Here is a 22,750-nt window from a genome sequence, read left to right as displayed (position 1 = left end):
GCCCTGTGCGCTTATGCGGTATTAGCAGTCATTTCTAACTGTTATCCCCCTGTGTGAGGCAGGTTGCCTACGTGTTACTCACCCGTCCGCCGCTCAGTCGCAAGCTTCTTCATCCCGAAAGAATCAAAAGCAGGCGCTTCGCTCGACTTGCATGTGTTAGGCACGCCGCCAGCGTTCATCCTGAGCCAGGATCAAACTCTCTGATAAAGTGTTTGTTCCAGGTCATGATAAACTCTCGCTTATCCAAACCTTTTACTGTTTTGGTTCGTCGAACCGTTTTTAAAAATGAATGTAAAAGAATTTTCAGTTCATGTGTTTCACTGTTCAGTTATCAAGGTCCCTGTCTTGCGACAGCCATATTAGATTATCACATCTTTTCTGGCTTGTCAAGAACTTTTTTCATTTTCTTGAAAATTTCTTTTTTCAAGATTTTCCAGTTCTTTTCGACAGCTTTAATAGATTATCACAAACCTTTTTGTTTGTCAAGAACTTTTTTCAAGTTTTTTAATCTCAAAACTGTCAGCGGAGAAAGAGGGATTTGAACCCTCGCACGGCGCGAACCGTCTACACCCTTAGCAGGGGCGCCTCTTCAGCCACTTGAGTATTTCTCCATTGCCTGAATAATGTTAAATCATTCAATTTTTTGCTCTGCATGAGCAATATGTATTATACCGCTATTTATGAAAATTTGTCAACTACTTTTTTAAAAATTTTTTTCGTTTTTTTTCAGCACTCCATTTTGAAACCTTTTGCCATTCGATTTAGATTAAATACCCTCCGTATAGAAAGAGATAAACATCTCTTCTGCACGGAGGGTACAGTGAATGTATCTTCTGTTAATGCGAACTTGCAAGCGCATAACTCTATCTTTCGTTTTCTCTGATGACTTTCTCTATTCTTGACTTTACCTCCTGTGCAATCTCCACTGTCTTCATATCTTTATACTCTTCATATAAAAGCGGTTCCAGAAAATGAACCTGTACTGTCAGTTTTTCAATGGACTTTGTATCAAAAGATTTATAAGAATCAATAAGAGCTACCGGTACAATGGGGCATTTTGCCTTAACTGCAGGCTTAAAGCTTCCCCCTTTAAATTCATGGACATTATTGGGATCTTTTGTTCTGGTTCCCTCTGGGAAGATCAGATAGTTTCTTCCAGCTTTTACTTCTTTTGTTACCTGAAGGATTACCTGCATAGACTGTTTTACATCTTCTCTATCTATGGCAAAAGCCTTCATGCAGGCAAAGACCTGCTTCAGAAAAGGAATATTCTGAATTTCCTTTTTCATGACCACTGAAAAAGGTGTAGGGCAGGCCTGTATGATTGCCAGAACATCAAAGAGTCCCTGATGATTTGGAAAGAACATAAAACCATTTTCTTTTGGTATATTCTCTTCTCCATGAACGTCTATCTGTATCCGGCCTCCTGTTATTGCCCTGTTATCAATAAATCTTAATAACTTGTATCTTTCTTCCTCTGTATATTTATCTACATGACTGGCATAATAGCACAATTTGAACCAATAATACGGCACTATAAGAATATTATATGCTACCATTAATAAAATTCTCTTCACTTTTCCCTGCTCACTTTCTTCTTTATTCCCCCGGCATAAAGCCAAGGCTCTATGGCTTTCTGGCGGCTGCCGAGAGGGTACCTTTACAGAAGACGGCTGTATCGTCATCTCCTGCTGATTCGCAAAAAGAAGTGTGCATTAAAAATTCTTTCACTTTAATGCACACTCCCCACAGAGCTTTTTTCCTACTTATATCTCGTTCGCCGACTGGCTGAAACGCTTATTCAGACTTTCTTTATAAGAAGGATTTTTTTCCTGAAACTCTTCAAAATTTTTCTGATAATTTTTGTAGGTTCTGGTATCCATAAATCTTTCATATGCACCTCTGGAATATTCACTCATTTCCTCAGTCACATCTTTTGCGGGAATTACAAAATACCTTTTATCTTTCTCATTTACAAAGTAGAAAGACATAACAGGACATTTCTGCTCTGCATCCTTCGATTTATAATTAAACCATACATAAATCAGCTGGCTGTCTCCGCTTTTTCCCAGAGAGTCCGACTTTTCAAAGTCTATGCTTACTGCCTGATAGGCTTTAAAAAGCCGCATATTATAATTTATTTCCTTTTGTATATCCTCCTGAACTTCCTCATCTTCAGATAGGCCGTAGCATTCCTTAACAGCCTGTTCATTCTGGTCCTGATAAGAACGGACCAGGGATTTAACTATAGCTTCCGGCGATTTATAATCTACTCCTCCGCCGCAGCCTTCCAAAAGAAACATAAAAATGGAGGCAGTCAATATCAATATAACCCCTTTTTTTACCGCTGTCATGAATTACCTTTATTCCCCTTCTCTTTCTCTTTCGGAATCCTCTTGTTTAATCTCATCGTCCTTATCTCTTACTTTGGCAATACTAGCCACTTTAATATCATCCTTCAGATCCATCAGCTTTACGCCAGACGTAATTCTTCCAAGAATAGATATGTCCTTGCATTCCAGACGGATAATGATTCCTTCTGTTGTGATCAGCATGATCTCATTGTCACTGTTTACTGCCTTAACGCCAATAACATTTCCTGTTTTTTCCGTAATCTTATAGCATTTAACGCCTTTTCCGCCTCTGTTCTGACGTGTGAATTCTCCTACAGAAGTACGTTTTCCAAGACCTTTTTCAGATACGATCAGCAGATAATCTCCCTGGCATGTAAGCTGCATGCCGATTACTTCATCCTCTTCCAGAAGATTGATTCCTCTTACTCCCATGGAAACTCTTCCGGTTACCCGTACATCCGTTTCATTAAAACGGATACACTGTCCGAATTTTGTTACCAGGATAATATCTTTCTTATTATCTGTAAACTTAACTTCAATAAGTTCATCGTCTTCTCTCAGCGCAATGGCCGCCAGCCCTGTTTTTCTCACGTTTGCATAATCTTCAATAGGCGTCTTCTTAACCAGGCCGTTTTTGGTAGCCATAAAGAGGAAACTGCCCTTTTTAAACTCATTGATCGGTATCACTGCTGTGATCTTTTCTTCCGGCTGAAGCTGAAGCAGATTTATGATAGCTGTGCCTCTGGCTGTTCTGCTGGCCTCCGGAATCTCATAAGCTTTTATCCGGTACACCCTTCCTGTACTGGTAAAGAACATGAGATAATGATGAGTCGTCGTCATCAGCAGTTCTTCAATGTAGTCATCTTCTATAGTGGACATTCCCTTAATACCCTTGCCGCCTCTGTTCTGGCTGCGGAAGTTATCCACGGTCATTCTCTTTATGTAGCCTAATTTTGTCATGGCTATCACTGTATTTTCTTTTGGTATCAGATCTTCCATAGAGATATCGTACTCATCATATCCAATAGAAGTCCTTCTGTCATCTCCGTATTTATCTGCAATAGCAAGAATTTCTTCCCGGATTACTCTAAGGAGCAGATTTCTGTCTGACAGGATAGCCTTCAGCTCTCTGATCTTCACTTCCAGATCATTAAATTCATTCTGAAGACGTTCTCTCTCCATTCCGGTAAGCTGATACAGCCTCATATTTACAATTTCCTGAGCCTGTACATCTGTAAAATCAAAGGTTTCCATTAATGTATCCTTTGCTTCCTGTCTTGTCTTGGAATTTCGGATAATCTGGATTACCTGATCGATCACATCCAGGGCTTTCAGCAAACCAGATACTATATGTGCTCTGGCCTCTGCCTTGTTCAGATCATACTGTGTCCTTCTGGTAACCACATCTTCCTGATGATTCAGATAATGCTCCAGCATTTCCAGAAGACTCATAACCTTCGGAGTATTGCCTACCAGAGCCAGCATGATCACACCAAAGGTATCCTGAAGCTGAGTATGTTTATAAAGCTGGTTCAAAATCACATTGGCATTTGCATCTCTTCTCAGTTCAATACAGATACGCATACCTTCTCTGTTGGAATGATCGTTGATTGCCGTAATACCGTCAACTTTCTTATCTCTTACCAGTTCTGCGATTTTCTCAATAAGCCTTGCTTTATTGACCATATAAGGAAGTTCTGTAACGATGATCTGGGTTTTTCCATTTGGCATAGTCTCAATATCAGTCACTGCCCGTACACGGATTTTTCCTCTTCCCGTTCTGTAGGCCTCTTCGATTCCTCTGGTTCCCAGAATTGTAGCCCCTGTGGGGAAATCCGGTCCTTTTACGATAGAGAGAATCTCCTCTATGGTTGTTTCTCTGTTTTCTTCTATCTGATTGTCAATAATCTTTACTACTGCATTAATAATCTCTCTCAGATTATGAGGTGGTATATTGGTTGCCATACCTACGGCAATACCAGAGGTTCCGTTTGCCAGAAGGTTAGGATACCTGGAAGGCAGCACAGTAGGCTCTTTCTCCGTACCATCAAAGTTCGGCGTAAAATCTATAGTATTCTTATTGATATCCGCCAGCATTTCCATGGAAATCTTGCTCAGTCTTGCCTCTGTATAACGCATGGCGGCAGCTCCGTCACCGTCTACGGAGCCGAAATTTCCATGTCCGTCTACCAGAGGATATCTGGTAGACCAGTCCTGAGCCATATTTACCAATGCACCATAGATAGAACTGTCTCCATGGGGATGATATTTACCCATGGTATCACCTACGATACGGGCGCATTTTCTGTGAGGCTTGTCAGGACCGTTATTTAATTCGATCATGGAATACAGGATTCTTCTCTGTACCGGTTTCAGACCGTCTCTGACATCAGGAAGTGCCCTGGATGCAATAACGCTCATGGCATACTCTATATAGGATTCCTCCATTTTTTTCTGCAGGTCAACTTCCTGGACTTTATCAAAAATATTATCTTCCATCTAGTTTCTCCTTTTGCCTCTGCTTAAATATCCAGATTCTTCACATACTTGGCATTTTCTTCGATAAATTCTCTTCTGGGCTCTACCTTGTCCCCCATTAATGTTGTAAAGGTCAGGTCCAGTTCCGAAGTGGAGTCTTCGTCCATTACAACTCTCATGAGAATTCTTCTCTCTGGGTCCATGGTCGTTTCCCAAAGCTGGTCTGCATCCATTTCACCCAGACCTTTATACCGCTGGATACTGCAGCCTTCCAGGCCGATTTCCTTAAGGATTTCTGCCTGCTCCTGCTCTGTATAAGCATAGTAAATTTTTCTGTTTTTCTCCAGTTTAAATAAAGGCGGCTTCGCCAGGTACACATATCCCTGTTTGATCAGTTCCGGCATAAATCTGTATAGGAATGTAAGCAGTAGGGTAGCAATATGAGCTCCATCTACATCGGCATCGGTCATAATGATGATCTTGTGGTACCTCAGCTTACTGATGTCGAAATCCTCATGTATTCCTGTTCCGAAAGCTGTGATCATGGCTTTGATCTCTGCATTGGCATAAATCTTGTCCAGTCTTGCCTTCTCAACATTCAATATCTTTCCTCTCAGAGGAAGAATTGCCTGAGTAGCTCTGCTTCTTGCTGTCTTTGCAGATCCTCCCGCAGAGTCTCCCTCTACAATATAGATTTCACACTTACTTGGATCCTTGTCCACGCAGTCTGCCAGCTTGCCCGGCAGAGACATACCATCCAGCGCAGACTTCCTTCTGGTCAGCTCTCTGGCCTTTCTGGCAGCATCTCTGGCCCTCTGAGAAAGAATGGATTTCTCCACGATAATCTTTGCTACTGCAGGATTCTGCTCCAGGTAAATCTCCAGCTGGCTGCTGACAACATTGTCTACAGCGCCTCTGGCCTCGCTGTTTCCCAGCTTCTGCTTTGTCTGTCCTTCAAACTGAGGATCTTCGATTTTTACGCTGATAATTGCAGTCAGTCCTTCTCTGATATCCTCTCCTGACAGGTTCTGTTCATTTTCCTTCAGCAGTTTATTCTTTCTGGCATAATCATTAAACGTCTTTGTCAGGGCGTTCCTGAATCCCATAATATGAGTTCCGCCCTCTGGAGTAGTTATATTATTAACAAAACCATAGGTGTTTTCTGTATAAGCATCATTATGCTGCATGGCAACTTCCACCATGACTCCGTCTTTCGTACCTTCGAAATAAAGGATATCTTCGTATAACGGCGTGGTGCTCTTGTTCAGATATTGAACAAACTCCCGGATACCGCCTTCATAGTGAAAAGTAACTTCTTTTAGTTCCTCTTCTCTCTTATCCCGGGCAATGATTTTAAGACCTTTGGTAAGAAAGGCAATCTCACGAAAACGATGTTTTAAAGTATTGAAATCAAAAACCGTCTCTTCAAAGATTTCCGGGTCCGGATGAAAAGAAACTGTAGTTCCTGTTCTGTCCGGTTCACAGTCTCCCACCACTTTCAGACTGTACATGGCTTTTCCTCTCTCATACCGCTGCTGGTAGATCTTACCTTCATGATAAATCTTTACTTCCAGCCAGGTAGAAAGAGCATTTACTACAGAAGCTCCCACGCCGTGAAGGCCGCCGGATACCTTGTACCCCCCGCCTCCGAACTTTCCTCCTGCATGAAGGATCGTAAATACTACCTCTACGGCAGGAATTCCGGCTTTGTGGTTGATTCCCACAGGGATACCTCTTCCGTTATCTATAACTGTAATTGAATTATCTTCATTAATGGATACGTCGATAGTATCACAAAAACCTGCCAGAGCTTCATCCACCGCATTATCTACAATCTCATATACCAGATGGTGAAGACCTCTGGAGGATGTACTTCCAATATACATACCAGGCCTTTTTCTTACTGCTTCCAGGCCTTCCAGAATCTGTATCTGGTCGGCACCGTACTCTGTATTCATTTCTGTACTCATGTAATTCCTCCTGTTAACCGGGACAGTACACTTTCCCGTCAACTACCTTGAATATTTTATTGATATGAAATCTTTTGTCGATAAAATCATCCAGCCCTGTACATGTGATCATGGTCTGTACCTGGCTGATACTGTTTAAGAGATAATTCTGCCGGTTGGAATCCAGCTCAGATAAAACATCATCCAGCAGAAGCACCGGCATATCTTTTATTCTCTTTTTCACCATATATATTTCTGAAAGCTTCAAAGACAAAGCAGCAGTCCGCTGCTGTCCCTGAGAACCGTATTTTCTGATATCCATTCCATTTATTTTCACACAGAGATCATCTCTGTGTGGACCTGAGGAAGTCATTTTAAATCTGCAGTCCCTCTCTCTGTTCTGTGAAAGCACAGAAAGAAAATGCTCTTCCGAAGTACTTGGCTCGTAAAGCAGCTGAATCTCTTCCTTTCCTCCGGTAATATTGCTGTGTATCTCTCCTATGATCCCGTTCATCTCATCAATGAAATCTCTCCGGCTCCGGATGATTGCTGTGCCATAATGGGCAAGCTGCTCATCCCAAACTTCCAGAGTACTTATAAGAGAAGGCTGAAAAGAAAGATCCTTCAGCAGCTTATTCCTCTGATTCAGAATATGATTATAGTTTGACAGATCCGAAAGATAAAGTTTATTTAGTTGACATAATTCCAAGTCAATAAATCGTCTTCTCTCTCCCGGTCCATTTTTTATAATATTTAAATCTTCTGGAGAAAAAAATACAAGATTCAGGATACCGAATAACTCTCCTGCCTTTCGTATGGGGATTCCGTCTATGGCAATTCCCTTGGACTTATTTTTTTTCAGATGCATGTCTATTTTCCTGGAAATGCCCTCTTTTTTTACAAACATCCGGATATGGGCTTCGTCAGAGTCAAACTGGATCATTTCCCTGTCCTTACTGCCTCTGTGAGATTTTGTAGTCCCACAGAGATAGACAGCCTCCAGAATATTTGTCTTCCCCTGGGCATTGTCCCCATAGAAAATATTGGTTCCTCTGTCAAAAGTAAGGGAAAGTGTCTCGTAATTTCTGTAATTTTTCAGCTCTATGGATTCAATATACATAGGTCACCCGATTTCTTCCAGAATCATTTCTCGATCCGGATCTCCTCTCCATTATAGGAAACCACATCTCCATCATACAGTTTCCGTCCTCTTCTGGTCTCGGTTTCCTGATTGACCTTTACTTCTCCATCCTGGATCACATACTTAGCCTCAACTCCATCTTCCACCAGATTTGCGGCTTTCAGAGCCTGGCCAAGTTTTATAAATTCATCTTTTAATTTGATAATTTCCATTTTTTCCCCTTTTAGTCTTTTCCTGAAGAACTGGTTTTTAACATTGCTTCGAAACCCGCAATTATCTGCCTGCAGCATTAAAATTTACAGGAAGGATCAGATAAATATACTGCTGGGCATCGTCTCTTATAAAGCATGGAGCCTTAGGATTCATAAGATAAATACTGATTTCCTCATCATCAATAACCTTCAGAGCATCGATCAGGAATTTCGGGTTAAATCCGATCATAATATCCTTGCCTTCTTTTTCAATATCAATATCTTCTTTCATAGAACCAATCTGAGAATCAATGCTCAGCTCCATCTGTCCGTCTTCGATATTGATGATGATCGGTTTCTTATCTCCCTCTTTTACCAGAAGTGTTGCTCTGTCAATACAATCCAGGAATTCTTTTTTATTAATCTTTACCTTTGTCTCATAATCGCTGGAAAGCATCTGATCAATTTTAAAATATTCTCCCTCAATGAGACGGGATACCACGGTGGTATTATCAAACTCAAAAAGAATATGATTTGAAGAAAGATAAATGTCTACCATATCTTCCATTTCACCAGATAAGATTTTGCTGATTTCACTTAAAGTTTTTCCAGGAACAACGACTTTACGGTCTTCGCACTCTTCTTTTAAAGGAACACGGCGGATAGAGATCCTGTGTCCATCCAGAGAAATGACACGAAGCCGGTTTTCTTCAATCTGGAAAAGTTCGCCTGTCATCAGCTTGTTGTTTTCATTTAATGCAATGGAAAAAATAGTCTGTCGGATAATTTCTTTCAAAGTAAACTGTGAAATCCGTATACAGTCATTCTTTTCTATTAAAGGAAGATATGCAAAATCTTCGCCAGATTTTCCAGGTATGTTAAATTTCGCTTTTTCACAGGTAATTGTAGTATTTAATCTTTCATCTGTCTCTATAGTAACATCACTGTCAGGAAGTTTCCGAACGATTTCGGAAAAAATCTTTGCATCAAGAGCAATAATGCCTTTTTCAAGAACCATACCCTGAACCCGGGTTTCGATTCCCAGTTCCATATCATTAGAGGTGAATTTAATGTCATTGGTTGATGCATCTATAAGAATACATTCAAGAATAGGCATTGTTGTTTTAGCCGGAACGGCTTTCATAACGATATTTACACTTTTTTGAAGTTCAGCTTTGGAACAGAATAATTTCATAATGTGAATAACTTCCTTTCTGTGGTGGAGTGTATAATATATAAATAAAATGATTAAGTAATCCGCAGTAGCCGCCGTAGGGGCTGTGAGTATGTGTATAAGTGCCGAAACCCGTGAAAAATGCGGGTTTCGCGGTATGGATAACTTTGTGGGCAGACCCCGAAGTTCCTGTGCAGACCCGGTTGATAAAGGTGTGGACAAAAATGAGGGATTTTCAGCCTGTTCAAGTTTCCACATGAAATACACATTATATGCACTTTAAGTTGTGGATAAAGTTACTGTTTGGAAGGGTTAATCTTCTTCTTCAAAATGTCGATTACTTCCCGGGTAGATTCGGAGGTCTCCAGCTCTGCTTCGATTTTATTAATACCATTCATAATCGTAGTATGATCACGGCCTCCAAGGTACTGTCCTATATTTTTAAGAGTGGTATCCGTCATATGCCTGCAAAGATACATGACAATCTGACGTGGAAATACGACTTTGGAATTTCGCTTATTTCCTACAATATCTCCAGGTGTCAGGTCAAAATGTTCTGCCACAATGTCTGTTATCAGTTCTGGAGTGATCACCCTTTTTTCATTTGGTGAGATAATATCTTTTAATACCTTTTCTGCAAGAGCCAGGTTTATCTCACTTTTTTCCAGGTTAGCGTAAGCCATGATCTTATTTAAAGAACCTTCAAGTTCACGGATGTTGGATTTTACGTTTCTGGCAATGTATTCAATGACCTCATTATCTATAGAATATCCGTCCAGCTCTTCTTTTTTACGGAGAATCGCCATTCGGGTCTCATAGTCCGGAGAGGAAATATCCACGATCAGTCCCCATTCGAAACGAGAACGGAGACGGTCTTCCAGGATTTCCATATCTTTAGGCGGTTTATCAGAGGAGATAACAATCTGTTTTTTGGCGCCATGAAGAGCATTAAAAGTATGGAAAAATTCCTCCTGGGTAGATTCTTTGCCGATAATGAACTGGATATCGTCAATTAAAAGTACATCGATGTCCCGGTATTTTTCCCGGAATTTGGACATTGTAGAGTTGTTACCGTTACGGATGGAATCAATCAGTTCATTGGTAAAAGTTTCGCTGGTAACATAGAGCACCTTGGCATTGGGATTTTTTTGCAGCACAAAATGAGCGATGGAATGCATCAGATGAGTTTTACCAAGTCCTACTCCTCCATAGATAAAAAGGGGATTATAGGCTTCTCCCGGAGATTCCGCTACAGCAAGAGAGGCCGCATGGGCCATTTTATTATTGCTTCCAACTACAAAAGTATCAAAGGTATAGCGGGGATTGAGCCCTGCTTTTACAATATTGCCGTTTAATGTGGAATCGCTGATGGGAGCCGGCTCCGGAATTTCTTCCTTAATATCCTCTGGAAGAACCAGAGAAATCTCATAATCTTCCCCGGTAGTCTCTATAATAGCCACTTGAAGAGGCAGAAGATATTTCTTATTAATATAATTCAGCGCCATACTACCATTTGTAACAACAATAGTGACAACATTACCTTCCACTTTATATACTTCCAAAGGCTCCAGCCAGGCAGAAAAAGAAACGGGTGACACATCGTGCTCCGTCTTTACCATATTTAGAATCTCCGGCCATTTTTCCTGTATAATGTGCATTTTCATTCTCCTAACAAGTATTTTATGCCTTTTTCACACAAAAAAATATACCCTCACTCTATAAAGGGTATGATTGAATGATTATATCACCCAATCATCGGCTCATCGGCAAAAAAAGTATTATTATCTATATATTATAATAAAAAACGGTATTAATCAATGAAAAATTCAAGAATCCAGAGGATTCCCAATGAAAAATCAATGTGGAAAAGTGGATATAAAAAGAAGTATACATTTATATAGGAAAGAATTCTTTTAAAAAAAGAATCCCCAAAGACGGAAATGTGTATAAGTGGGTATGTGTATAAGGAAGTGTGGATAGTGGTGATAAAGAAAATCTGTAAACCTGTGGAAAAAAGAAATGTGAGTAATGTGTATAATGTCGAAAACAGAATCCACACGTAAAAAACCGTTGAAAAATAAGGGTTTTTGAAAAAATATAGAGAACAAATGTGAATATATAGAGTGACTTATCCACATCTTATCCACAAATTGTGGATAAATTTACGTAAACCGGAAAATGTGAAGAAGTATGTGTATGGGAAAAGGGGATAACAAACTGTATCAAAAAGTTACCCACATTATTCTGTGGATAAGTGTGGATAACTTTTTGTAACTATTCAGTCATAAGCGAAGATTTAGCTGCGGCAGCAGTGAAAAAGCAGCATTAGCTGCGAAACTGAGCTGTATGGCTGAATAGTTGCAAATTTTTAAAGAACTTTAGCAAGAAATACTTGACGAAATAAGGGTTTGTGAATATAATTGAAATGATGTTTTCTACCATGCATAACTAGGAGAGACGTTCAACACTTCGGAAGAACGTCCATTAATATAAGGGAGGTGCCTTGATTATGAAAATGACCTTTCAGCCTAAGAAAAGACAGAGATCCAAAGTTCATGGATTCAGAGCTAGAATGAGCAGTAAAGGCGGTAGAAAAGTTTTAGCTGCCAGAAGAGCAAAAGGAAGAAAAAGATTATCAGCTTAAGACCGCAGATATGTGGTCTTTTCTTCTCTTTGCATACCCTCAGAGTATAAGGTCAGAGTATGAAATATTCGGAATCATTGAAAAAAAATTGGGATTTTCAACTGGTTTATAAAAATGGAACATCTTTTGCAAATCGATATTTAGTTATGTATGTGCTGAAAAACCAGTTGAATCGCAACAGATTGGGAATATCCGTCAGCAAGAAAGTGGGAAACAGTGTTATAAGGCATCATCTGACACGACTGATAAGAGAAAGTTATCGTCTTAATGAAGAAAAATTTGTATGCGGATATGATATAGTAGTAATCGTAAGGATGAATGGAAAGGATCAGGGATTCCATTCTATAGAGAGCGCCCTGCTTCATCTGGGAAAGCTCCATAAAATTTTGAGAAGTGAAGAGAATGAAAACAATATTAATCAAAATGATTAAATTCTATCAGAAATATTTGTCCCCGCTTAAGAGCACATGTTGTCCGTATATACCCACATGTTCTCAGTATGGTTTGGAAGCGATAGAAAAATATGGCGCCCTGAAAGGAAGTCTTCTGGCTGCATGGAGAATTTTGAGATGCAATCCTTTTTCAAAGGGCGGGTATGATCCGGTGCCGTAGGACAAGGGTGACAAGATTATAAGGAGGATACTGTTTTGGGTATATTACTGACGAAAAGTACTATGCCGATTGTAAACTGGGTGGCGGAAGTACTCGGTTGGCTTATGAACGGCATTTACAGCATCGGAGTTCATAATTTAGGTCTGTGTATTATTATATTTACAGTTATTATCTATGCTTTAATGACTCCCCTGCAGATCAAACAGCAGAAATTTTCAAAAATGAATACGGTCATGCAGCCGGAGATTCAGAAGATCCAGAAAAAATATAAGAATAAAAAAGATCAGACCTCACAGATGAAAATGCAGGAAGAAACCATGGCCGTATATGAAAAATACGGGGTTTCACCTACAGGCAGCTGTCTTCAGCTGCTGATTCAGATGCCAATCTTCTTTGCATTGTATCAGGTTATTATAAAGATTCCGGGATATATCGGAGGAATCAAGGAAGTATTTAGTGACGCTGTAGCTCATATTACAGATGTCAGCGGATATTCGGATATTATCAGTCAGTTTATTACGGATAACGGCATTCGTACCTATAGCTGGGTACAGGGACAAGAAGGAAATGCCAATCAGGTTATTGACTTTTTATACAGTTTATCACCATCTCAGTGGGACAAACTGGCCAGTATAGAGCAATTTCAGGGATTCGCTGATGTACTGGATAAGAGTGCAGAGACACTTCAGCCTATGCAGAATTTTCTGGGACTGAATATTGCAGATACACCATGGGCTTTGATCCAGGCAGGATGGTCTTCTCATCAGTACCTGATGATCCTTGCAGCTGTACTTGTGCCGGTTCTGGCGTGGGCAACACAGATGATCAACATGAAGTTGATGCCCACCGCTTCTTCAAATAGCAGTGGTAATGGAAATCAGTCACAGATGGAAGCTACAATGAAGAGTATGAACGTTTTTATGCCTCTGTTTACTGCTTTTATCTGTTTTACATTCCCCTTTGGTATCGGTATCTACTGGATCATAGGTGCTCTGGTGCGTACCGTGCAGCAGCTTGTTATTAACAGACATCTGAATCATATGGATATGGATGCTTATATTCAGAAAAACAGAGAAAAAAGAGAAAAGAAGATGGCGAAGAGAGGAGTTATCTCTCAGAATATCAGCCAGCAGGCCAGAATGAATGTGCGCAATATTGAAGAGCCTAAGAGAAAGACTATGGCGGAGAAAAGTGGTTCTGTTAAAGAGGCATCCGGATATAATTATACGGTTCCGAAGACAAAACCGGGAAGTCTGGCGTCAAAGGCAAATATGGTAGCCGCATTTGATGAGGAAAACAAGAAGAAAAAGAAGTAGAAGGTAAGGGGGAAGAGAGATGGAATTCAGAGAATTCTCTGCAAAGACCGTAGATGAGGCCATTACTAAGGCCAGTATAGAGTATGAAACTTCCAGTGAAAACCTGGAAATTCAGGTAATCTCCCAGGGGAAAGCAGGATTTTTAGGATTTGGTGCAAAGCCTGCTATTATAAGAGCGGCAAAGAAGGAAATAGAAGAAGTTCTGCCAAAGGAAACTGCTGAATCGGCAAGGAAACCTGCCCCGGCCAAAAAAGAAGAAAAGAAATCTGTGAAACCTCAGGCTGTAAAAGAAGAGAAAAAAGAGCAGAAGAGGGAAAATAAAAAAGATAACAGAAAAGAAATAAAGAAAGAAAATCCTGTGAAGACTCAGGAAAAGCCAAAGGAAACCCCGGTGCCAGAAAAACTGGCGGAAGAGAAACCTCGTGAAGAGAGAAAGGTTACTTTAAGAACGGAAGAAGAAATTGCTGAGATCAAAGAAGATGCTCAGAAATTCCTTACAGGCGTCTTCAAGGCTATGGAACTTCAGGTTGAGATCAAGATGGAATATAAGAATGAAGAAGGAAACCTGAACATAGATTTTGAGGGAGATGATATGGGAATCCTTATCGGAAAAAGAGGACAGACTCTGGATTCTCTCCAGTATCTTACCAGCCTTGTGGTTAATAAAGGAAGACAGGGATATATCCGTGTAAAGCTGGATACAGAGGATTATAGAAATCGAAGAAAAGAAACTCTGGAAAACCTGGCCAGGAGTATTGCGTATAAAGTAAGAAAGACCAGAAGACCAGTATCACTGGAGCCCATGAATCCTTATGAGAGAAGGATCATCCACTCAGCTCTTCAGGGAAACCGTTTTGTGGAAACCTACAGCGAGGGTAACGAGCCCTATCGTCATGTGGTGGTAAAATTGAAAAACAGATAAGTAAAAATTATTATTCTAGGTGAAAGCGTGAATAAGAAAGGTTGTTCTGCGCTTTCACCTTTTTTATTCTATAGGAAAGTTCTCCGGACTGTCCTATAGAATAAAAAGCCCTCCGGGCGGGATGCGCACAGGAAAGGAGAGAGAATATGGCAGATACTATAGCAGCAATTGCCACAGCTCTGTCTGCCTCAGGTATAGGAATCGTAAGGATCAGCGGACCTGAGAGCAGAGAGATAGCAGGGAAAATTTATCGTTCCAAGGGTGGCGGAAAAGATATAAGGACAGTGCCTTCTCACACTATAAATTATGGATTCATCCATGATGGGGAGGAGACGGTAGATGAAGTTCTGGTAATGGTCATGGATGGACCAAGAAGCTACACCGGAGAAGATACAGTGGAGATAGACTGTCACGGCGGTGTTCTGGCAATGAGAAAGATACTGGATACTGTGATCAAATATGGTACCAGACCTGCCGAACCGGGAGAGTTTACAAAAAGGGCTTTTTTAAACGGCAGAATAGATCTCTCCCAGGCAGAAGCGGTGATTGATGTTATCAATGCAAAAAATGAATATGCACTGAAAAGTTCTGTAAGCCAGCTCAGAGGCAATATTCAGAAAGCCATCAGAGAGATCAGAGAAGGGATCATCTACCAGATCGCCTATATAGAGTCTGCTTTGGACGATCCGGAGCATATAAGTATTGACGGATATGGTGAAACACTGTATAAAGAAATTAAGAAGCAGGAAGAAAAGATTGACAGGCTCCTAATGAGTGTTAAAGACGGAAAACTGGTAAAAGAAGGTATAAAAACCGTAATCGTAGGAAAACCCAATGCAGGAAAGTCTTCTCTTTTAAATACCCTTTTAGGTGAGGAGAGAGCCATTGTTACAGATATAGCGGGGACTACCAGGGACACTCTGGAAGAGACGATTCTTCTCCACGGTATTTCTCTTCGGATCGTGGATACAGCTGGAATCCGGGATACAGAGGACATTGTGGAAAAGATAGGAGTAGAAAAAGCCATTGATTCTGCAAAAGATGCGGATCTGGTACTTTTTGTGGTGGATTCCTCTATTCCTTTAGATGATAATGACAGAGAGATCATGGAGCTGTTAAAGGGAAAAAAGGCTATTGTAATCCTGAATAAAGCGGATTTGGAACAGATTGTCACAGAGGAAGAACTGAAAGGAATGACTTCCCATCCTGTTGTATCTGTATCTGCAAAGGAAGAGCAGGGTATCGACGTTCTGGAGAATCAGATAAAAGAGCTGTTTTTCCAGGGAGAGCTGGCATTTAACGATGAGATCTATATTACCAATGCCCGTCACAAAGCTGCTCTTGAAGAGGCTAGAAAAAGCCTGGAAATGGTGGAGAACAGTATTGAAATGGGAATGCCGGAGGACTTTTTCTCTATAGATCTGATGAATGCCTATGAAGCTCTTGGCAGCATTATCGGTGAATCTGTAGGGGAAGATCTGGTAAATGAGATTTTTTCCAAGTTCTGCACCGGAAAATAAGAGGGTTATCCACAAAAAACATAAAAAATGTGGGTATTCTCCACAAAACAGATTTAAAATGTGGATTCAGCAGCCCCCGCTGTCTGCGGGGATCAGAGAATATAAGAACGGAGAAAGGATTCAGGGAAAATGAAGGTACTGGAAGAAAATTATGATATTGCCGTGGTGGGAGCAGGTCATGCAGGCTGCGAGGCGGCTCTGGCCTGTGCGCGGCTGGGGCTGGAGACGATCATGTTTACTGTCAGTGTGGACAGTATTGCGCTTATGCCCTGTAATCCCAATATAGGAGGAAGTTCCAAGGGACATCTGGTAAGAGAAGTAGATGCTTTGGGCGGAGAGATGGGAAAAAATATTGATAAGACCTTTATACAGTCCAAAATGCTTAATGTGTCTAAGGGACCGGCAGTCCATTCTCTCAGAGCTCAGGCAGATAAGCATGCTTATACAGAAGAAATGAGGAGGACTCTGGAAAATACAGAGCATCTTACAATACGTCAGGCAGAGGTCACAGAACTTATTGCAGAAGATGAAGTCATGAAAGGGGTTAAGACCTATTCAGGAGCCGTGTATCATACAAAGGCAGTGGTACTTTGTACAGGGACTTATTTAAAGGCCAGATGTATTTACGGAGATGTGAGCAATTATACAGGGCCTAATGGTCTTCAGGCGGCCAACCATCTTACGGATTCCCTGAAAAATCTGGGAATTGAAATGTACAGGTTTAAAACAGGAACACCTGCCCGTATTGATAAAAGAAGCATTGATTTTTCCAAGATGGAAGAGCAGTTTGGAGACGAGAGAGTGGTACCGTTTTCCTTTTCCACAGACCCTGAGGATGTTCAGATCGATCAGATTTCCTGCTGGCTGACCTATACCAATGAAAAGACCCATGAGATTATCCGGGAAAACCTGGACCGGTCACCTCTTTACTCAGGTATGATAGAGGGTACAGGCCCCCGCTACTGTCCTTCTATTGAGGATAAAGTGGTAAAATTTGCAGATAAGAACCGGCATCAGGTATTTATTGAGCCAGAAGGACTGTATACCAATGAAATGTATATCGGAGGTATGTCAAGCTCTCTTCCTGAAGATGTACAGTATGCCATGTACCGTTCAGTGGCTGGGCTGGGAAATGCAAAAATTGTCCGGAATGCTTATGCTATAGAATATGACTGCATTAATGCAAATCAGCTTTACCCCACCCTGGAGTTCAAAAAAATTAAAGGCTTGTTTTCAGGAGGGCAGTTTAACGGAAGTTCCGGATATGAAGAAGCAGCAGCTCAGGGACTGGTAGCAGGCATTAATGCGGCTATGGAGGTACTGGGTAAGGAAATGCTCATATTGGACCGGTCAGAGTCCTATATCGGGGTGTTGATCGACGACCTGGTGACTAAGGAGAACCATGAGCCATACCGTATGATGACCAGCCGGGCAGAGTACAGGCTTCTCCTGCGGCAGGACAACGCGGACCTGAGGCTGAGAGAAAAAGGATATAAAGTAGGTCTGGTGACCAGGGAACAGTATGAATATGTGCTCTGGAAAAAAGAGAAGATACAGGAAGAAAAAGAACGGATGGAGCATGTCCACGTAGGAGCATCACCGGAAGTACAGGAGCTGCTGAAAGACCATGGCAGCACTTTGCTGAAGAATGGTATATCTCTGGCAGACCTGATCAGAAGGCCGGAGCTGTCCTATGATATTGTGGCTCCTCTGGATAAAAATCGTCCGGAACTGCCTCAGGATGTAAGAGATCAGGTGAACATTAACATTAAGTATGAAGGTTATATAAAGAGACAGGAGAAGCAGGTAGAGGGATTTAAAAAGCTGGAGAAAAAAAGACTACCACAGGACCTGGACTACAGCCAGATCAGCGGCCTGCGCATGGAGGCAAGACAGAAACTGGAACAGTTCCGGCCAGTTTCCATAGGCCAGGCTTCCAGAATTGCAGGGGTTTCTCCGGCGGATATTTCTGTACTTCTGGTGTATATGGAAACTTACAGAAGACAGTCAGGTAAAGGAGAAAAGCATGAACTATGATATGAGCATTTTAAGAGAAGGAGCCCAAGAATACGGTATTGTTCTCACAGAGAGGCAGGAAGAACAGTTTATCCGGTACTATGAACTGCTTATTCAGTGGAATAAGGTCATGAACCTGACGGGAATCACAGAATTTGATCAGGTGCTCCTGAAACACTTTGCAGACAGTCTGTCCATTGCAGGAACTGTGGATATGCAAAAAATAAATACCTGTATTGATGTGGGAACAGGAGCAGGATTTCCGGGAATTCCTCTGAAGATTGCTTTTCCCCATCTGAAGGTAACCCTACTGGATTCTCTGAATAAAAGGCTGAACTTCTTAAATGAGGTTATTGGTGAACTGGGTCTTGAAGATATTGAGACAGTCCATCTGAGAGCAGAAGAAGGGGGAAAGAAGCTTCAGTACAGGGAAAAATATGACCTTAGCGTGTCCAGAGCAGTTTCCCGTCTGGCAGTATTATGTGAATACTGCATGCCTTATGTGAAAAAGGGCGGGTATTTTGTTTCCTATAAGGCAGGACAGGCAGAGGAAGAAATAAGGGAAGGCAAAAAGGCCATATCTCTTCTGGGAGGAAAACTGGAGAAAACAGAGAGTTTTCAGCTGTGCCAGACGGATATGGACCGGACCCTTGTTGTTATAAAGAAGGTAAAGGAGACACCGAAAAAGTATCCCAGAAAACCGGGAACTCCGGCAAAGGAACCTCTGGGGCTGGAGAAGGCCTAGGAGATAAATCTTTTGAAAATTAAGAAGGAGGTATTGTATGGCAAAGTACAAATGCAATGTATGTGGGTATGTTTTTGACGAAGAGGAACAGAGAATTCCTTTTTCAGAGCTGAAGGAGTGTCCGGTCTGTCATCAGCCGGCTTCAGCTTTTTCCATCTATGAGGAGATACGGCAGGTAAAGAGAGAAGAAAAAAAGACAGAAAGTCTGGAATATCCCAGAGAATTTGTCAGAGAAGATGAAAGCTGCAGGTATATGAAAGAAATCCATGAAATGGCAGTTACAGGAAAAAGCATTCATGCTGCCATGGGAACTAAGCTGCCTATGCCTTCCTGGGACGAAATCCTTATATTGGGAGCACAGCTGGACCCAATGCCTTTGGCTGAGGATGCTCAGGTAAATACCAGGACGATCATCGGAAAGCATGCTAAGAAACCTTTGATACTGGAAAATCCCGTATATATTTCCCACATGTCTTTTGGAGCACTGTCAAAAGAAGCAAAGATTGCTCTGGCAGAAGGCTCTGCGCTGGGAAAAAGCGCCATGTGCTCAGGAGAGGGAGGAATCCTGCCGGAGGAGATGGCAGCAGCAGATAAATACATATTTGAGTATGTGGGAAATCTATACAGTGTTACACCGGAAAATCTCCGGAATGCAGATGCAATTGAAATCAAGATCGGCCAGGGAACCAAGCCTGGAATGGGAGGACATCTTCCCGGAGAGAAGGTGACAGAGGAAATCGCAAAGATAAGGAATAAGCCTGCAGGACAGGAAATAACGGCCCCTTCCAGGTTCCCTGGAATAAATACCAGAGAGGACCTGAAAGGCCTTGTAGCCCAGCTTAAAATGGCTTCAGGAGGCCGCCCTGTGGGAGTAAAGATTGCAGCAGGAAGGATAGAGAAAGACCTGGCTTTCTGCGTGTACGCAGAGCCTGATTTTATCACCATAGACGGAAGAGGAGGCGCTACAGGCTCTTCGCCTCTGATGCTGCGGGATTCTGCCAGTGTACCGACTATATATGCCCTTTACAGAGCCAGAAAGTATCTGGACAGCATAGGCTCAGATATCAGCCTGATCATTACAGGAGGGCTTCGTGTATCCTCAGACTTTGCAAAAGCCATAGCTATGGGAGCCGATGCTGTAGCAATTGCTTCTGCAGCGCTGATGGCTCTGGGATGCCAGCAGTACCGTATCTGCGGCACCGGCATGTGTCCTGTAGGCGTAGCTACCCAGGACCCGGAACTGAGAGCCAGATTAAAGAGAGAAGCCGGAGCCAGAAGAGTGGGAAACTTCTTAAATACCACCTTAGAGGAACTGAAAATGTTCGCCCGCATCACCGGCCACGAAAACCTCCACGACCTGTCCGTAGAAGACCTGTGCACCACCAGCCGTGAAATAAGCGAACATACAAATATTCCCCATGCGTAATCCCCACAAAGAAGATATTCACTTCTAACTGTCGAAACACTTATGTAAACAAATTATGTAAACTAAATAACCCATACATATGAAACAAAAGACTTCCCTACGAAATAAAACAGGGAACTGCTTCATAACGTACAAAAAGAATAGAGAGGGCTGCTTTATGCGAATCTGTCGAGCATGCTCTGAGACTACAGGCTCAGAGCAGCGCAGACTGAGCAAGAAAGCAGCCCTCTCTATTCTCTATTGAAAAACTATACCAGCAGTTCCCGTCCCTCTTTTTATAACAAGTCTTTTTGTTTCACAGAAAAATCACATTCTAACCTAATTTTTATCACAATTTTCCCATAAAATAGAACAGTCAAAAAAGATTAATAAGGAGGGAGTATCTTGATTGAAGTTAGGAATCTTGTAAAAAAGTACGGTGCTCATGTTGCTGTAGATCACCTGAATTTTACCGTGGAAAAGGGGAAAATTTACGGTTTTCTGGGTCCTAATGGCGCGGGAAAATCTACGACCATGAATATGATCACCGGCTATATTGCATCTACAGAAGGGGATATTCTGATTGACGGACACAATATTCTGGATGAACCGGAGGAGGCCAAGAAAAAAATAGGCTATCTTCCTGAACTGCCGCCCTTGTATCAGGATATGACAGCACAGGAATACCTGGAATTTGCAGCAGAGCTGAAAGGGATTCCAAAAGAGAAAAGACAGGGAAATATCAATGGAGTTATGTCAACTACGAAAATTCAGAATGTAAAGAACAGACTGATAAAAAACCTGTCGAAGGGATATAAACAGAGAGTGGGACTGGCTCAGGCCCTGCTGGGATATCCGGAGATCATTATCTTGGATGAACCTACTGTAGGACTGGACCCTAAGCAGATCATAGAAATCCGAGATCTGATAAAGAGTCTGGGGAAAAATCATACGGTTATTCTCAGCTCTCATATTTTGTCTGAAGTAAGCGCAGTGTGTGATTATGTGCTGATTATTGATAAAGGAAGACTGGTGGCCAGTGATTCACCGGAAAATCTGAGCCGTCTGATGTCAGGCGCAAATTCTTTGGAACTGACTGTGAAAGGTAAGGAAGGACAGATTAGAAAGGCCTTGGATTTAGTAGAGAATATAGAAGATATGATTTACCATAATTCTATAATACCAGGAGCTTGCGACTTTACTGTAAAAATTGCAGGAGATGTGGACATGAGGGAAAATATATTCTTTGCCCTTGCAGAAGCAAAATGTCCGATTTTGAAAATGCAGTCGTCAAATATGTCTCTTGAAGAAGTGTTCCTGAAGCTTACAGATGAGAGGAGTCAGGTGACTTTGCCAACAGAAGAAGAAATCTTTGAAGATGAGAGAGAAGAGGAGGGAGAAGAATAATTATGCTGGCAGTATACAAAAAAGAATTAAGAAGTTATCTTACTTCCATGATAGGATATGTTTTTATTGCATTTATCTTACTATTACTGGGAATTTATTTCACGGCCTATAATCTCCAATATGCAAGTCCTGACTTCGGTTCTACGCTGAATGCAGTGACCTTCCTTTTCCTGATCATTACTCCAGTGCTTACTATGAGAATACTTTCTGAGGAGAAAAAGAATAAGATAGACCAGCTCCTGCTTACAGCGCCTGTACCGGTATGGAAAATTGTTTTTGGTAAATATCTGAGTATGATATCCATATATCTGATCCCTGTAGTGATAGCGGGCTGCTATCCTTTTATTATGGGAAGATACGGAACAGTTTCTTATACAACGACTTATACAGCAGTATTTGGATTCTATCTTCTGGGCTGTGCTCAGATTGCGGTAGGTCTTTTTCTGTCTTCTATAACAGAAAGTCAGATTATTGCAGCAGTGCTTACATTTGGAGTTCTGTTCTGCAGCTATGTAATGGACGGAATTTCCAGCTTTTTTTCCAGTACATCTATGGCTTCTTTTGCAGCCTTTCTGGTTATTTCCGTGATTATCGCACTGGTAGTATATCAGATGACAAAAGATATGATTCTGTCCTCTGTGCTGGGAATTGTATTGGTAGCAGTAAATGTAGTGCTGTATATTGTGAAATCTTCTATTTATGAGGGACTGATACAGAAACTGCTGGATCTTCTGGCAATATCAAACCAGTTTGATAACTTTGTAGGCGGCATTCTAGACCTATCAGGAATTATTTATATGCTGTCGGTTATCTGCATTTTTGTATTTCTTACAATTCAGAGTATACAAAAACGGCGTTGGAGTTAAATCTGAAATT

At 41.4% G+C, this 22,750-nt stretch carries 19 protein-coding genes, 1 tRNA gene and 1 rRNA gene; 11 read left to right on the top strand and 10 right to left on the bottom strand.

The annotated features are described in order from the left end of the window. The 10 genes from B5G33_RS15515 to dnaA form a co-directional block, all read right to left on the bottom strand. Nucleotides 1-207: ribosomal RNA gene (locus B5G33_RS15515) — 16S ribosomal RNA — on the bottom strand; the annotation flags it as partial. A gap of 316 nt (nt 208-523) precedes the next feature. Then, nucleotides 524-611 (bottom strand) — tRNA-Ser (locus tag B5G33_RS15510). 252 nt (nt 612-863) lie between these two features. Then, nucleotides 864-1,577, bottom strand: coding sequence for a lysophospholipid acyltransferase family protein (locus tag B5G33_RS15505; protein WP_087418264.1), 714 nt, complete (start codon nt 1,575-1,577; stop codon nt 864-866). A gap of 189 nt (nt 1,578-1,766) precedes the next feature. Beyond that, entirely contained in the window at nt 1,767-2,303 is a 537-nt protein-coding gene (locus B5G33_RS15500) for a hypothetical protein (protein WP_204247406.1), read from the bottom strand. Between the two features lie 60 nt (nt 2,304-2,363). Further along, nucleotides 2,364-4,853 carry a DNA gyrase subunit A gene (gene gyrA, locus B5G33_RS15495; RefSeq protein ID WP_087273197.1) on the bottom strand — a complete coding sequence of 830 codons (2,490 nt, stop codon included), beginning with the start codon at nt 4,851-4,853 and terminating at the stop codon, nt 2,364-2,366. 23 nt (nt 4,854-4,876) lie between these two features. Beyond that, nucleotides 4,877-6,802, bottom strand: coding sequence for a DNA topoisomerase (ATP-hydrolyzing) subunit B (gyrB, locus tag B5G33_RS15490; protein ID WP_087418259.1), 1,926 nt, complete (start codon nt 6,800-6,802; stop codon nt 4,877-4,879). A gap of 13 nt (nt 6,803-6,815) precedes the next feature. Then, a complete protein-coding gene (gene recF, locus B5G33_RS15485; protein WP_087418258.1) occupies nt 6,816-7,901 on the bottom strand; it encodes a DNA replication/repair protein RecF in 1,086 nt (361 codons plus the stop codon). A 23-nt stretch (nt 7,902-7,924) separates the two neighbouring features. Then, nucleotides 7,925-8,134, bottom strand: a complete 210-nt coding sequence (locus tag B5G33_RS15480; protein ID WP_087273203.1) for an RNA-binding S4 domain-containing protein — start codon at nt 8,132-8,134, stop codon at nt 7,925-7,927. 61 nt (nt 8,135-8,195) lie between these two features. Next, nucleotides 8,196-9,308 (bottom strand): DNA polymerase III subunit beta, encoded by a 1,113-nt coding sequence (gene dnaN, locus B5G33_RS15475; RefSeq protein WP_087273205.1) that lies wholly within the window; start codon nt 9,306-9,308, stop codon nt 8,196-8,198. A 275-nt stretch (nt 9,309-9,583) separates the two neighbouring features. Next, nucleotides 9,584-10,945, bottom strand: coding sequence for a chromosomal replication initiator protein DnaA (dnaA, locus tag B5G33_RS15470; RefSeq protein WP_087273207.1), 1,362 nt, complete (start codon nt 10,943-10,945; stop codon nt 9,584-9,586). Nucleotides 10,946-11,796: 851 nt separating this feature from the next. Here dnaA and rpmH point away from each other — a divergent pair. The 11 genes from rpmH to B5G33_RS15415 all read left to right on the top strand — a co-directional run bounded on the left by rpmH (nt 11,797) and on the right by B5G33_RS15415 (nt 22,740). Continuing rightward, nucleotides 11,797-11,931 carry a 50S ribosomal protein L34 gene (gene rpmH / locus B5G33_RS15465; RefSeq protein WP_087273209.1) on the top strand — a complete coding sequence of 45 codons (135 nt, stop codon included), beginning with the start codon at nt 11,797-11,799 and terminating at the stop codon, nt 11,929-11,931. A 59-nt stretch (nt 11,932-11,990) separates the two neighbouring features. Beyond that, entirely contained in the window at nt 11,991-12,362 is a 372-nt protein-coding gene (rnpA, locus tag B5G33_RS15460) for a ribonuclease P protein component (RefSeq protein WP_087418257.1), read from the top strand. After that, nucleotides 12,334-12,543 (top strand): membrane protein insertion efficiency factor YidD, encoded by a 210-nt coding sequence (gene yidD, locus B5G33_RS15455; RefSeq protein WP_087273213.1) that lies wholly within the window; start codon nt 12,334-12,336, stop codon nt 12,541-12,543. The genes rnpA and yidD overlap by 29 nt, the downstream gene beginning before the upstream one ends. 35 nt (nt 12,544-12,578) lie before the next feature. Beyond that, entirely contained in the window at nt 12,579-13,859 is a 1,281-nt protein-coding gene (locus B5G33_RS15450; protein ID WP_242974720.1) for a YidC/Oxa1 family membrane protein insertase, read from the top strand. 19 nt (nt 13,860-13,878) lie between these two features. Then, nucleotides 13,879-14,781, top strand: coding sequence for an RNA-binding cell elongation regulator Jag/EloR (gene jag, locus B5G33_RS15445; protein ID WP_087418256.1), 903 nt, complete (start codon nt 13,879-13,881; stop codon nt 14,779-14,781). Nucleotides 14,782-14,927: 146 nt separating this feature from the next. Then, the gene (mnmE, locus tag B5G33_RS15440; protein ID WP_087418255.1) at nt 14,928-16,301 is read left to right on the top strand and encodes a tRNA uridine-5-carboxymethylaminomethyl(34) synthesis GTPase MnmE; all 1,374 of its coding nucleotides are present in this window, start codon (nt 14,928-14,930) and stop codon (nt 16,299-16,301) included. A gap of 129 nt (nt 16,302-16,430) precedes the next feature. Then, nucleotides 16,431-18,338: a tRNA uridine-5-carboxymethylaminomethyl(34) synthesis enzyme MnmG gene (gene mnmG, locus B5G33_RS15435; protein ID WP_087418254.1), complete on the top strand. Its 1,908-nt coding sequence runs from the start codon at nt 16,431-16,433 to the stop codon at nt 18,336-18,338. Further along, nucleotides 18,328-19,062 carry a 16S rRNA (guanine(527)-N(7))-methyltransferase RsmG gene (gene rsmG / locus B5G33_RS15430; protein ID WP_087418253.1) on the top strand — a complete coding sequence of 245 codons (735 nt, stop codon included), beginning with the start codon at nt 18,328-18,330 and terminating at the stop codon, nt 19,060-19,062. The genes mnmG and rsmG overlap by 11 nt, the downstream gene beginning before the upstream one ends. 37 nt (nt 19,063-19,099) lie before the next feature. Next, nucleotides 19,100-20,488: a glutamate synthase-related protein gene (locus B5G33_RS15425; protein ID WP_087418252.1), complete on the top strand. Its 1,389-nt coding sequence runs from the start codon at nt 19,100-19,102 to the stop codon at nt 20,486-20,488. A gap of 384 nt (nt 20,489-20,872) precedes the next feature. Then, nucleotides 20,873-21,874 carry an ABC transporter ATP-binding protein gene (locus tag B5G33_RS15420; RefSeq protein WP_087273225.1) on the top strand — a complete coding sequence of 334 codons (1,002 nt, stop codon included), beginning with the start codon at nt 20,873-20,875 and terminating at the stop codon, nt 21,872-21,874. Nucleotides 21,875-21,876: 2 nt separating this feature from the next. Continuing rightward, entirely contained in the window at nt 21,877-22,740 is an 864-nt protein-coding gene (locus B5G33_RS15415; protein WP_087418251.1) for an ABC transporter permease, read from the top strand. Nucleotides 22,741-22,750 lie beyond the last annotated feature (10 nt).

The sequence above is a fragment of the Blautia sp. An81 genome (genome assembly GCF_002161285.1).
GTDB lineage: Bacteria > Bacillota > Clostridia > Lachnospirales > Lachnospiraceae > Blautia > Blautia ornithocaccae.
This window is presented reverse-complemented; position numbering and strand designations above follow the sequence as displayed.

Bases quoted from the DNA above. Each gene is read 5' to 3' on its own strand.
- B5G33_RS15500 (WP_204247406.1), bottom strand. From the start codon at position 2,303: ATGTTTCTTTTGGAAGGCTGCGGCGGAGGAGTAGATTATAAATCGCCG.
- gyrA (WP_087273197.1), bottom strand. From the start codon at position 4,853: ATGGAAGATAATATTTTTGATAAAGTCCAGGAAGTTGACCTGCAGAAA.
- gyrB (WP_087418259.1), bottom strand. From the start codon at position 6,802: ATGAGTACAGAAATGAATACAGAGTACGGTGCCGACCAGATACAGATT.
- recF (WP_087418258.1), bottom strand. From the start codon at position 7,901: ATGTATATTGAATCCATAGAGCTGAAAAATTACAGAAATTACGAGACA.
- B5G33_RS15480 (WP_087273203.1), bottom strand. From the start codon at position 8,134: ATGGAAATTATCAAATTAAAAGATGAATTTATAAAACTTGGCCAGGCT.
- dnaN (WP_087273205.1), bottom strand. From the start codon at position 9,308: ATGAAATTATTCTGTTCCAAAGCTGAACTTCAAAAAAGTGTAAATATC.
- dnaA (WP_087273207.1), bottom strand. From the start codon at position 10,945: ATGCACATTATACAGGAAAAATGGCCGGAGATTCTAAATATGGTAAAG.
- rpmH (WP_087273209.1), top strand. From the start codon at position 11,797: ATGAAAATGACCTTTCAGCCTAAGAAAAGACAGAGATCCAAAGTTCAT.
- rnpA (WP_087418257.1), top strand. From the start codon at position 11,991: ATGAAATATTCGGAATCATTGAAAAAAAATTGGGATTTTCAACTGGTT.
- yidD (WP_087273213.1), top strand. From the start codon at position 12,334: ATGAAAACAATATTAATCAAAATGATTAAATTCTATCAGAAATATTTG.
- jag (WP_087418256.1), top strand. From the start codon at position 13,879: ATGGAATTCAGAGAATTCTCTGCAAAGACCGTAGATGAGGCCATTACT.
- mnmE (WP_087418255.1), top strand. From the start codon at position 14,928: ATGGCAGATACTATAGCAGCAATTGCCACAGCTCTGTCTGCCTCAGGT.
- mnmG (WP_087418254.1), top strand. From the start codon at position 16,431: ATGAAGGTACTGGAAGAAAATTATGATATTGCCGTGGTGGGAGCAGGT.
- rsmG (WP_087418253.1), top strand. From the start codon at position 18,328: ATGAACTATGATATGAGCATTTTAAGAGAAGGAGCCCAAGAATACGGT.
- B5G33_RS15425 (WP_087418252.1), top strand. From the start codon at position 19,100: ATGGCAAAGTACAAATGCAATGTATGTGGGTATGTTTTTGACGAAGAG.
- B5G33_RS15415 (WP_087418251.1), top strand. From the start codon at position 21,877: ATGCTGGCAGTATACAAAAAAGAATTAAGAAGTTATCTTACTTCCATG.